The organism is Pseudoalteromonas sp. Z9A5 (assembly GCF_011378875.1).
Classification (GTDB): domain Bacteria; phylum Pseudomonadota; class Gammaproteobacteria; order Enterobacterales; family Alteromonadaceae; genus Pseudoalteromonas.
On the sequence record NZ_WTLC01000013.1, the window covers coordinates 32,004 to 43,906 of the forward strand.

Here is an 11,903-nt window from a genome sequence, read left to right on the forward strand (position 1 = left end):
CGCTACTTTAAACAGGTGATGCATTTATCTACATAATAATGTGGTTAAAAGTTGAACCAAATATAATTAAAACTTTTACAAGGATCAATCACATGCAAGTTTCAGCTAATAGCCAAGTACAAATGCAAGCATACAACAAAACACAACAATTAAAGCCTGCAATGGAACAAACTGCTAGCCCTAAAACCCTGCAATCTGATACAGTAAGCTTCTCTCAAGAGGCTATGAGTGCTGCGAGTAATGAATTACAGCGTGGTAATGCAATACTTTTACCTCGACCTAAGTGATACAAAAGGTAGTGAATGTTTTTAACTGATTTTTTTGGTTTGTTCTCTTTATCGGCCCTAGTGACATGGGGGTTTTTAATGGCTTTCTTTTTTAATATCTTCGTCTTTTTCTTAGGGATAAAAAAGAGAACAACTTTATTGTTCAGTTCTTTTATAATGGTCGTGTCTTATTCCGCAACTGATTATTTTTACACATGGCTTTCTTATTACAACACTACTTATCTCGACTGGGCAATCCACGATATTGCGACTATATTCTTTCTTGCTATTATTTATAAAATAAAAAAAATAACTTCAGCATCATTTTTGTATTTATTGGTTGGTCTTTCGATAAATATGACATTAGCACTTTTAATGTATTGGGATATTTTTATTAATAGAAATATAGAACCGTGGTTTTTTTGGGATATATATACGTTTGGTGTAACAGCTATAGATTTAACAATGATTGTTGCACTCATTGTTGATAGAGACTTCCTAGGTCTTCATAAGTTAAAAAACAAAACCCTTAGCTACTTCAAATCAAACGATACCCACAAAGTAACCTAGCTTAAATGTATGTTACTGAACCCCTAATGGTTTATGTACAAGCTTTCACTCAGTGGGGCTTTTTAATGGCCTTCCTGTATTGTTTAGCCTCTACTATAAATAAAGAAAATAAATCCACTGTTTATTTATCTACACTTATGCTTTTCTCATATATTTCCAGTGGTTACATAAGCTTATTAGAAAGTTTATATTTAAACTCGGCGCTCTACGACTTTTTTACAATTTTAGCTTTGTTAACTTTACAGCACTTTAAAATACTTCAGCGCTCTACAGCTTTTCACTTCATCATCTTTGCATTAACAATAAATGCTGTACTCGCCTTAATATTGCATTACGATCTATACGTTTTATATAACTATGAGCCTTGGTGGTATTGGAGTGTTTATTCTATTGGTGTAAATATGTTCGATGTTTTAATGATTCTGTCACTAGTATTCAATAAAAATACCAAAAATAATGGATAATATTCTAGTTAATCCAGCAATTTCTTTTTACATAGGTGCATTTGTACAGTGGGGCTTTTTAATGGCTTTTTTGTACTCATTAGTTATAAGTATTAACGAACCTAGAAAAGAAGCTGTATGGTTATCATTGGTTATGACAATTTCTTACTCCTCAAGCCTGTTTATCGATATACAAGATATATCGTACCTTCAACTCTTTTTGTTTGATATAACAACTATTTTCGCCATTATTATTTTAAGGTTTTTCATTATTGAAAATCTTATATCGATCTACTTGTTGTTAGGGTTGACTATAAACTCATCATTATTTCTTGGTATGTATATAGATGTGTCAGTTTTTAATAATTACGAACCTTGGTGGTTTTGGTCATTCTATTCAATAAGTATTAATGTGGTCGATTTATCAATGATAGCTATATTCTTTATAAACAAAGATTTCTTGGGTTTAGACATGGCTAAAAAATGGCTAAAAAATAGTACTGTTAAGGGAAAAGTTAATGGCTGACATACTTTGGAGAATTGTTGATTTAGGGTCCAATGTAGGCATACTATTTACTTGGTTTATCTTAATCGCATTTTTATATAACTTGTCTGCTAGTATAAATAAAGTTGATAAAAGCAGAGTTCATTTGTTACTTATAATGTTGGTATCGTATGTTTCTAGCTTGTTTATGGATACAAGTACTGCAACCCCTCATTTGAATTACTTTTATTATGACTTTGTTATCATTGGTATTTTACTGTTTTGGTTATTCGCATATAAAAAAACAGTACCAACTGCTTTTTACTACTTAATTGTAGGTCTTTCTATCAACGCATTCTTGTTTTTAGGTATGCATTACGACATTGTAATTGCTGAAACACGCTACTATTGGTGGTTTTGGACGGTCTATGTCTTTGGTATGTATTTTATCGACTTCACCATGGCATTGGTGTTGATCATAAACAAGGATATTTTAGGTTTGTATAAACTAAGTGGGTGGTTGCGAAATAATAAATTTATAAAGCGAAATAATGGCTGACATACTGTGGGATTTAGTAGCGATTAGAGATTATGTAGGTATTTTTATTACATGGTTTTTTGTAATTGCATTTCTTTATAATTTATCAGCAAGCATAAACAGTCCTTATAAAAATACAATGTACCTTTCTGGTATTATGATGATTTCGTACACCTTAAGTACACTGTTCGATATGGTTATAGTGTCTCATTTAAACTATTTTTACTTCGATATTGTAACTCTAATTATTGTTTTTACGTTTAGGTATTACAGTCGAGACCCAATTCCAAACGCATTTTATTATCTTGTTTTTGGACTTAGTATTAATGCATTTTTATTTTTAGCTATGCATTATGATATAGAGGTTTTAGGCACTTTATATTATTGGTGGTTTTGGAATGTTTATGTATTTGGTATGTACTTTACAGATTTGATAATGCCATTAGCGCTTATCTTTAATAAAGATTTTTTAGGCTTGGTTAAGCTTACTAACTTTTTAACTGAAAAATTTAAAAGGTCACGCAATGCTTGATTTTTTATGGAAGCTGGCTGGTTTATACGACTATATAACCATTTTTATAACATGGTCTTTTGTTATTGCTTTTTTATATAATCTTTCCGCAAGCATTAACAAGTATGACAAAAGTTGCACACAGCTTGCATTCATTATGATGGTATCTTACACCTCAAGTGTTTTTATGGATCCCCTGAGCGAGACACCCCATTTGACTCTTTTTATATTTGATATCGTAACTATATTTGTTTTGATTTTATGGCGTATCTATTTTAGTAAAAACTTTCCTGTTGCTTTTTATTATCTTTTAGTTGGACTTAGCTTTAATGCATTTGTTTTTTTTGGAATGCATTACGACAGCATTGTCTTAGGGAATTTAGATTACTGGTGGTTTTGGGCTTTATATGCGATAGGGCAAATAATTTCTGATTTAACAATGCTTTTAATTCTTCTAATTAATAAGGATTTTTTAGGTTTGGTTGCATTAAAACGACATTTACTTAATCCTAAAAAATGTAGTAATGAAGAGGTTAAGTAGTATGGAGGAGTTATTTTGGCAATTAAATTCAATTAACGAATATTTTGGGATATTTATTACATGGCTTTTTGTTTTTGCTTTTTTGTACACTCTATCAGTTGCTATTAATAGGCAAGATAAAAGCCGGGTTCACCTTTCTTTCATTATGATGATTTCGTACACATTTAGCTTATTTATGGACATAAGTACAACGGCTCCACATTTAAAGTTGTTTATGTTTGATGTACTAACAATTGTAGTTATTGTTATATGGCGTATTTGTTTAGGAAGTAAAATACCTTACGCATTTAGCTACCTTGTTGTAGGGCTTAGCATTAACGCTACATTATTCATAAGTATGTATTTTGATAATACGATCTATGATAACTGGGACTTTTGGTGGTTATGGATGCTGTATGGTTTTCTTATGCCTATTATTGATATTGTTATGGCACTTGTACTTATTATAAACAAAGACTTGTTAAAATTAGTATGGCTAATCAAAAAGCTAAAACCTAGTTTTGTTACAAAAACGAATTAGCGTATATTTTTATACGCTAATGTAAGGTAAGAGTGTAATTTAATTACTGGCGCCATCACCAAGTTTAGTTTTAAGCGCTTTGACTATTATAGGATCTACAAACTCACTAACATCCCCATTGTGGCGGGCTACTTCTTTAACAAGCGTTGATGAAATAAATGAGTTTCGCTCTGCAGGTGTTAAAAATACACTTTCTAAATCCGGATTTAGGCGGCGATTCATATTAGCTAATTGAAATTCGTAGTCAAAGTCAGATACAGCTCTAATTCCACGAATTAAAACATTGGCGCTATGCTCTTTTGCTAAATCAGCGAGCAGACCTGAAAAACCAATTACTTTAACATTATCTAAGTGGCTTAAAATACTGTTTGCAAGTTCAACACGTTCTTCAAGGCTAAAGCAGGGCTTTTTACTCGGATTATGTGCAATAGCGACTAGCACGGTATCAAACATTTTTGCAGCACGCTGAATAAGATCGGTATGACCATTTGTAAGCGGGTCAAAAGTACCTGGATAAATTGCAGTAATGTTCATAAAGTTCACTATCTATTATTTTTTCGCTAGTCTAACAGTGTTTTTTACACAAATCAGCTTTGCTAAAAAACAGGTGTTTTACTAATACGCTAAAGGGTGGGAAATAGTGTTAGAGTGTTTTAATGGTAAATATTTGTTTATACTGCATAGCTTGTTATAAGTGTAATGTAGTCCATAAGATAATTAGAGTGTTAGCATATGAATACCAAGGATAAAATAATACACACCAGTATTTCGCTATTTAATGAGCAAGGTGAACGTGCAATATCAACTAATCATATTGCATCACATTTAGGGATGAGCCCGGGTAATCTTTACTATCATTTTAAAAATAAAGAAGACATTATCCGTCATATTTTTGCGCTTTACCGCGAGCACCTAAGTACACACTTTAAGCCAATTAATAAAGATGACGATGCTTTTAGTCATTTAACCGCTTACCTAGATTCGTTATTTGAATTGATGTGGCGCTATCATTTTTTTTACGACAACCTTGGCGACATACTTTCCAGAGACAGTGATTTAAAACAAGCCTATATTGATTTTCAGCTTGAGCTATTAGAACAAGTTCGCAAAATAATTATTGGCTTACGCGATAGTGAAATGATTGCTATTGATGAGCAAGATGTAATTGAATTAGCACATACCTTAAAATTAACGGTTAGCTTTTGGACGCCTTACATTAAAGCGCGTAGACCAAGTGGCACACTAGCCGAGCAAGATATATATCATGGTATTTTAAAAGTACTTACGCTGTTTAGGGCGTACAGCACGGATAAAAGTATCGATAAAATGAATCTATTACGAGAAAAATACACAGAACTAGCACAGCAAGCTTCAGCGGTTGTATAACAACTGCCTTTTGGCTATTTCCTAGACGCTGAATTTTTTGCTATAATCGCGCGCCAAATGCCTGGGAGCGCGAATTCCCGCAGTCTAAGAGTGAACTATGCTTAAATTTATCGTCAAACTACATCCTGAAATAGCCATTAAAAGCCGTTCGGTACGTAAACGCTTTACTAAAGTGTTAGAAAATAACATTAAAATTGTATTACGCCGTGTTGACGAAAAAGTACAAGTAAGAAATAACTGGGACAACATCTCAGTTGTAACCAAAATTGAAGATCCACAAGTTCGTCTTGATTTTATCGACAGCCTTAAGCGCATACCTGGCATTGTTCAGTTTATTGAAGTAACTGAAACACAATTTGAAACTCTTGATGATATTTACCAAAAAACAATAGCGCTAGTTGGGCATACAATTATAGGTAAAACATTTTGCGTACGTGCAAAGCGTATTGGGCAACATGATTTTACGTCTACTGATTTGGAACGTTATGTTGGAGGTGGTTTAAACCAGCATATTGAAGGCGCAAGTGTGAAGCTTAGCCACCCAGAAGTAACAATACGCCTAGAGATAAAAGACGATAAAGCTTACATCGTTTCGCAAACACATTACGGCATGGCAGGCTTCCCGTTACCAACTCAAGAAGATGTACTGTCGCTTATGTCGGGTGGTTTTGACTCGGGTGTAGCCAGTTATCAAATGATCCGTAAAGGTGCACGTACACACTTTTTATTCTTTAATTTAGGTGGCGCGGCACACGAAATTGGTGTTAAACAAGCAAGTTATTACTTATGGAAAAAGTACAGTTCAACTCATAAAGTTAAGTTTGTAACTGTTGATTTTGAACCTGTAGTGGCAGAAATCCTCGAAAACGTTGAAAACAGCCAAATGGGTGTTGTACTTAAACGTATGATGATGCGCGCAGGTAGTGTTGTAGCGCAAAAGTTAAATATTCAAGCACTTGTCACTGGTGAAAGTATTGGTCAGGTATCTAGTCAAACATTAGCGAACTTAAGCGTGATTGACCGTGTAACCGAAACGCTTATTTTGCGCCCACTTATTCAACATGATAAACAAGAAATTATTAATATTGCTCGCCAAATTGGCACAGCTGAAATGGCTGAAACGATGCCTGAGTACTGTGGTGTAATTTCTAAAAAACCAACAGTTAAAGCTAAAATTGACGTTATTCTTGGTGAAGAAGAGAAGTTTGACTTTGATGTGCTTGATACTGTTGTAAATAACGCGCGCATCATGGATGTACGCGATATTGACGTTGAAGCTAAACAAGAATTAAAAGAAGCTGAATCAGTCGCAGATTTACCAGTAGGGTCTGTTGTTGTTGATATTCGTTCACAAGAGGAAGAAGAAGCCTCGCCTCTTGAGATTGACGGTATTGAAGTTGTGCACTTACCGTTTTTTCGTTTAGCGACTAAGTTTGGTGACTTACCAAAAAACACTGACTACTACTTGTATTGCGATAGAGGTGTAATGAGCCAACTACAAGCGCTTATGCTACACGAGCAAGGCTTTGAAACTGTAAAGGTGTATCGCCCGTAAAGTTGAGTTAAATTTTATAAGCGTGGTTTAGACCACGCTTTTTTTTGCCTGCATTTTAGCAAGTAGATCATCGTTATATGGTGTTTTAATATTATAGAGCTTACCTTGCTCGCTAATATAACCACAAATTGCCATTATTTCTGTTGATCTATTATGAGCTGCGTCTTGTTGCATTGAAGAGTAGTTTTCTGAGGTGAGGGTCATTACTTTATAAGCAGTTGTAAGTGCGTTAATTAAAGTTATATTGAGGTTTTGTGCTTTAGCTATGTTACATGCTTCAGTTAATAAGTTAATAATGGTTGAGTTGTATTGAGGCGCACGTAACTCACCGTTTTTAACATTATGCAAAGCACTAAGCGGATTAATTGCAATGTTAACCATCAACTTTTCAAAACGTAATTGTTGAATGTTGTTAGTTACAGTTAAGCGAGGAATTTCTTTTAATAGCTCGGTTATATCTGCTGCATTTTTAAGTGCTAATTCATTACACCCACCAATAACACTCTGCCCATCACCAGTATGCTGCACAATATATTGATTTGATTTAAAACCAGCCATAGTCGTGGTTAAAAAGTATAGTGCTTGATGATTACTTAGCTGATTGTTTAGCGTTTTAACATTTCCCATACCGTTGTGCGAGAGTATTACGCTAGTATGTTTTGATAAAAAAGGTTTTACTTGTTCAAATGCACTTTGCACCTGAAAAGCCTTAACGGTAAATAAAATAATATCAAATTCGGCTAAACTATTTAGTTGATTTAACGAAACAAAATGAGCATTTATTTTTTTTGAAGCGTAGCCATCTCGGCTATAAAAGCGTGTGTTATTGGTATTTTTACGTGTTAAAACATTTACATTATGCTGTGCGCTTAAAAAATGGCTAAATAATAAGCCTATCGCACCATCACCTACTACAAGAATATTAGTCATATGGGTTCTTTTTGCGAGTAATAAAAATAGCTTTAATTAAAAAGTAGCTTGCTGCACCTGCAAAATCAGCAAAAAAATCACCTAGTGATGCTTGTCTATAAGGAAGGGTATCTTGCATTATTTCTATTGAAGCGCCATAGCCAGCTAATAAAAGTATTTGCACATACAAAGGTATTTTAAATGCTCTATCCATTATTATGGCAAGTATAAAAAAAATCCCAAAATGAGCTACTTTATCAACATGAGGAAATAAGTTTACAACACTACCTTTTACTTCTTTGGCAAATAAAAAGGTAAACGCTACGATACTGACTAAAAAAATTGCTTGATAAACACGCCTTGTCACGACAAATCCTAAAATCGCTTAAAAAAGAAACTTAAGTATATCAAACTAATTTAGTATCGCACCTGAACAAGATGCAGAAAAATGTAAAGATTTATAATTTTAGCGTTATAATTGCGGCATAAAATTAAGATTAAATAGTTAGGAGCAAACCAATGCCTTCATTTGATATTGTATCTGAAGTAGAAATGAACGAAGCTAAAAACGCAGTTGATAACGCAAACCGTGAGCTAGAAACTCGCTTTGACTTTAGAGGCGTTGACGCATCTATTGAGCTAAACGATAAAACAATTAAGCTTAAAGCTGAAGCTGATTCTCAGGTTATGCAATTATTTGATATTTTGGCTAACAAAATATCTAAGCGTGGTATGGATGTATCAAGCTTAGAACTTCAAGATATTAGCCGTGCAGGTAAAAATGTTTTTCGTAATGTAGGCTTAAAGCAGGGCATCGAAAAAGACATGGCTAAAAAGGTAGTTAAAGCCATTAAAGATTCGAAAGTTAAAGTTCAAGCAGCCATTCAGGGTGAAGAAGTTCGCGTAACAGGTAAAAAGCGTGACGATCTTCAAGAAGCAATGCAAGTAGTTCGCAGTGCTGATTTAGGTCAACCTTTCCAGTTTAAAAACTTCCGCGATTAATACACTACATTTAAAGCATAAACTATTTGGTTTACATGCTTTGCTTCAATCGTTTTATGTATTTAGTACATAGCGATTGAAGCTCTTTTTACTTCTAAAATCACCACTTCTTCTCATACATCATCTTTTGATAGCACCTAACATAATGACCAAGCGTGTTTTTTATAAAAAGATTAAAATGTATGAAGCCCAACCTTAAGTTACAAAAAGTTATTAGCTTAATATAAATTCGTAACAAACATCATCTATAAAAATGTGATCTAATATACTTTAGTTGACTTTGGCTATATAGACGTCCATTGACATTTGTAAACAAAATACTCACAATAGCGACATATTTTCAAGGTGCTTAATAGATGCTTCACACAGTGAATTATCTAGCTAGATAATCGGGAAGTTGGTGCGTTTTATTCAAATAACAATCCCAACACTGCCCCCGCAACGGTAAAGTATTAACACATATTAATAGGTGTTTACTGAGTCCGGAGACCGGCCTTGATACAATCTTACTTACTTAAATCTTTGCGGTGGGCAAAGGTAGGGGACATCATGTTAAACAAAACAACTCTAGGCGTTGCAATTTCTGCTGTGCTTTCATTTTCTGTGTCTGGTACAGAACAATCAATTGAAAAAATAACCGTTACAGCTAATAAATTTGAGCAATCAATCAATGACGTTTTAGCAAGTGTAAATGTTATTGAGCGTGCTGAAATAGAAGCAAGCAACGTACGTGATCTACCAACATTATTAAGCAAGCAGGTTGGTTTTCAGGTTAATCCAAACGGTGGTTTTGGTCAAAATACAGGTGTGTCACTTCGTGGTACTGGCTCTGGCGATACGTTAATTTTGATTGACGGTGTGCGAACGGGTTCTGCAACACTTGGTCAAAAAGCGTTAAGTAATGTGCCGCTAAATAGTATTGAGCGTATTGAAATTATTAAAGGTTCACGCGCAGCTGTTTATGGCTCTGATGCATTGGCTGGTGTTATAAACATTATAACGCGAGAGTCTGATAATTTATCTGTAAGTGCTACGTTTGGCTCAGATGCTTATCAAGATTATCAGGTAGCTGGCTCTGTAAAGTCAGGCGATGTTACTACTGCGTTTAATGCAGGTTTTGAAAAAACAGATGGCTTTGATGCACTGCAAGGTGTAGCACCCGATGAAGATGGCTATGAAAATAAAAACCTTGGTTTTAAAGTAAATTACACCGATGCACACTACGGCGACTTTAAGTTATTAGGTCAATACAGCGAAGGTTTTGCAGATTACGATAGCCGATTTAGTTCAGCCGATAGCAATATTGAGCGAGGGGACTTTAAAAATTATCAACTTTCTGCTGGTTGGAATAAAAGCTACACAAATCAAATGCACAGCATTGATATTGCTATTTCAACAGATGACTCACAAGATACCGCATCATTTGGTGTGAGTGATTTTATAACTAAGCGTGTGCAATTAGATTATAACGGTCAATATATATTATCAGAAGAGCTTAGTATTAGCGGTGGTGTTAACTGGTACAACGATGATGTATCGCACAGTTCAACGCAGTATGATATGCAAGAACGTGATGTATTGGCAGTATTTGTTGGTGCTTATTACAATGCTGAAAAAGTGTTAGCTAATTTAACAATTCGCCAAGACGATGATGAGCAGTTTGGTGACGAAACAACATATACAGCCGCTGCGGGTTACCATTTATCTGAAGACGCCACGTTCCGCATAAGCCAAAGCACTGGTTTTAAAGCGCCTACATTTAACGATTTATACTTTCCAGCTTTTCCTGGTTTTCCACCTTCATCTAATCCTGATTTAGAGCCTGAAAAATCATTAAATCGAGAGATTGGGTTAAATGTAGATTTTGATATAGCAAGTGTTGACGTTGCTATTTTTAGAAATGATATTGAAGATAAAATATCTTTAGATTCTAACTTTTTTCCTATCAACTTAAATGAAGCACGCTACGAAGGGGTTGAGTTTAGCCTGTCACAGCAAATATTTGGTTTTGATAGTAACCTTAATTTTGCCTACTTAAGCGCCGAGGACAAAGAAACGGGAGCTGAGTTACGTAATGTTGCTAAACGTACTTTTAATTGGGAAGTTGCAAAACAGTTTGGTGCTTTTGACGCAAGCTTAGATATGCAATATCGCAGTGATCGAGAGGGTGCTGTAACGCGCTTAGGCTCTTACACACTTTGGGACCTAGCGGGCAATTATCAAGTAAATGAACACATTGAGGTTTCGCTTCGAGTAGAGAACTTATTTGATAAAGAGTACAACGCGGTTGACTCTAACGCTGACTTTACAACAGGCGAAATATATTACTACAACACGCCAGAACGTCGCTTTTTTGCAGGTGCTAGCTACCAGTTTTAACAATGTTTAATAATTAAATATTATTAAACTAAGTAGAAAAAAAACAAAAGCCCGGAAAGTTACCGGGCTTTTTGCTGTTTATTTTTAAGTTATACCAACCAGCATAAACCTCTAAATAATTTAACGGGTTAAATCACACGCTAACGTCGTTAAAATTTTTTATTTAGAACCACTAAATATAAAGTTCTTTGTCTAGTTAAAGCGCAATTTTATTATCCTTAAATAGCTCCTATACTTATGCCGATTGGTATTAATCAGTTAAAAACTCTTTAAATACAGTTTCAAACTTATGCAGTTTAGGTGCAATCAAAATACTACAGTAACCTTGCTCTGGGTTTTCGTTATAGTAATCTTGATGATAATGCTCTGCTGGGTAATAAATAGTAGCAGGGCTGATTTCTGTCACAATAGCTTCAGTTACATGGCTTTGTAGTTGAGCTATCATTTCGTTAGTTTGTTTTAGTTGGATTTCATCATGGTAATAAACAACGCTTCTGTATTGCGTACCTACATCGTTGCCTTGCTTATTTAGCTGGGTTGCATCATGCAAAGTAAAAAACATAGCGAGTAGAGTCTCATAAGTAACAACTGAGCTATCAAATTCAACTTTAACTACTTCTGCATGACCTGTGGTGCCAGAACAGACTGATTTGTAGGTAGGAGTATCTGTATTTCCACCTGTGTAACCAGAGCTTACATTTAATACACCATTTACACGTCTAAATGCAGCATCTATACACCAAAAACAGCCGCCACCAAATGTTGCCACTTGCGTTGTTGAGCTCATAAGTATTCCTAA

At 34.6% G+C, this 11,903-nt stretch carries 15 protein-coding genes and 1 riboswitch; of the genes, 11 read left to right on the forward strand and 4 right to left on the reverse strand.

Annotated elements, in window-relative coordinates:
* The first annotated feature begins 92 nt into the window (after positions 1–92).
* The 7 genes from GQR56_RS08585 to GQR56_RS08615 all read left to right on the forward strand — a co-directional run bounded on the left by GQR56_RS08585 (position 93) and on the right by GQR56_RS08615 (position 3,873).
* Positions 93–287 (forward strand): hypothetical protein, encoded by a 195-nt coding sequence (locus tag GQR56_RS08585; RefSeq protein ID WP_166110394.1) that lies wholly within the window; start codon positions 93–95, stop codon positions 285–287.
* A 138-nt stretch (positions 288–425) separates the two neighbouring features.
* A complete protein-coding gene (locus tag GQR56_RS21360; RefSeq protein ID WP_346775756.1) occupies positions 426–836 on the forward strand; it encodes a hypothetical protein in 411 nt (136 codons plus the stop codon).
* A 456-nt stretch (positions 837–1,292) separates the two neighbouring features.
* Positions 1,293–1,805 (forward strand): hypothetical protein, encoded by a 513-nt coding sequence (locus GQR56_RS08595; protein WP_166110399.1) that lies wholly within the window; start codon positions 1,293–1,295, stop codon positions 1,803–1,805.
* The gene (locus tag GQR56_RS08600) at positions 1,798–2,322 is read left to right on the forward strand and encodes a hypothetical protein (RefSeq protein WP_166110402.1); all 525 of its coding nucleotides are present in this window, start codon (positions 1,798–1,800) and stop codon (positions 2,320–2,322) included. Before GQR56_RS08595 ends, GQR56_RS08600 begins: the two co-directional genes overlap by 8 nt.
* On the forward strand, positions 2,315–2,833 hold the full coding sequence (locus GQR56_RS08605) for a hypothetical protein (RefSeq protein WP_166110405.1): 519 nt from the start codon (positions 2,315–2,317) through the stop codon (positions 2,831–2,833). Before GQR56_RS08600 ends, GQR56_RS08605 begins: the two co-directional genes overlap by 8 nt.
* Positions 2,826–3,353 (forward strand): hypothetical protein, encoded by a 528-nt coding sequence (locus GQR56_RS08610; RefSeq protein WP_166110408.1) that lies wholly within the window; start codon positions 2,826–2,828, stop codon positions 3,351–3,353. The genes GQR56_RS08605 and GQR56_RS08610 overlap by 8 nt, the downstream gene beginning before the upstream one ends.
* 1 nt (position 3,354) lies before the next feature.
* On the forward strand, positions 3,355–3,873 hold the full coding sequence (locus GQR56_RS08615; RefSeq protein ID WP_024611895.1) for a hypothetical protein: 519 nt from the start codon (positions 3,355–3,357) through the stop codon (positions 3,871–3,873).
* Positions 3,874–3,912: 39 nt separating this feature from the next.
* Here GQR56_RS08615 and coaD read toward each other — a convergent pair whose 3' ends face one another.
* Positions 3,913–4,407: a pantetheine-phosphate adenylyltransferase gene (gene coaD / locus GQR56_RS08620; RefSeq protein WP_024611896.1), complete on the reverse strand. Its 495-nt coding sequence runs from the start codon at positions 4,405–4,407 to the stop codon at positions 3,913–3,915.
* A gap of 198 nt (positions 4,408–4,605) precedes the next feature.
* Here coaD and GQR56_RS08625 point away from each other — a divergent pair, with 198 nt between their 5' ends.
* Entirely contained in the window at positions 4,606–5,259 is a 654-nt protein-coding gene (locus tag GQR56_RS08625; protein ID WP_024611897.1) for a TetR/AcrR family transcriptional regulator, read from the forward strand.
* Between the two features lie 97 nt (positions 5,260–5,356).
* Positions 5,357–6,814 (forward strand): tRNA uracil 4-sulfurtransferase ThiI, encoded by a 1,458-nt coding sequence (gene thiI / locus GQR56_RS08630; RefSeq protein WP_024611898.1) that lies wholly within the window; start codon positions 5,357–5,359, stop codon positions 6,812–6,814.
* Positions 6,815–6,841: 27 nt separating this feature from the next.
* On the opposite strand, the gene GQR56_RS08635 is transcribed toward thiI, so the two are convergent.
* A complete protein-coding gene (locus tag GQR56_RS08635; protein ID WP_024611899.1) occupies positions 6,842–7,744 on the reverse strand; it encodes a 2-dehydropantoate 2-reductase in 903 nt (300 codons plus the stop codon).
* Positions 7,737–8,090: a VanZ family protein gene (locus tag GQR56_RS08640; protein ID WP_024611900.1), complete on the reverse strand. Its 354-nt coding sequence runs from the start codon at positions 8,088–8,090 to the stop codon at positions 7,737–7,739. Before GQR56_RS08640 ends, GQR56_RS08635 begins: the two co-directional genes overlap by 8 nt.
* A 152-nt stretch (positions 8,091–8,242) precedes the next feature.
* Between GQR56_RS08640 and GQR56_RS08645 the strand changes: the two genes are divergently transcribed.
* Positions 8,243–8,725, forward strand: coding sequence for a YajQ family cyclic di-GMP-binding protein (locus tag GQR56_RS08645; RefSeq protein WP_024611901.1), 483 nt, complete (start codon positions 8,243–8,245; stop codon positions 8,723–8,725).
* Positions 8,726–9,051: 326 nt separating this feature from the next.
* Positions 9,052–9,238, forward strand: a riboswitch (cobalamin riboswitch).
* A gap of 36 nt (positions 9,239–9,274) precedes the next feature.
* Entirely contained in the window at positions 9,275–11,104 is a 1,830-nt protein-coding gene (locus tag GQR56_RS08650; RefSeq protein WP_166110411.1) for a TonB-dependent receptor, read from the forward strand.
* 250 nt (positions 11,105–11,354) lie between these two features.
* On the opposite strand, the gene msrA is transcribed toward GQR56_RS08650, so the two are convergent.
* The gene (gene msrA, locus GQR56_RS08655) at positions 11,355–11,891 is read right to left on the reverse strand and encodes a peptide-methionine (S)-S-oxide reductase MsrA (protein WP_024611903.1); all 537 of its coding nucleotides are present in this window, start codon (positions 11,889–11,891) and stop codon (positions 11,355–11,357) included.
* Positions 11,892–11,903 lie beyond the last annotated feature (12 nt).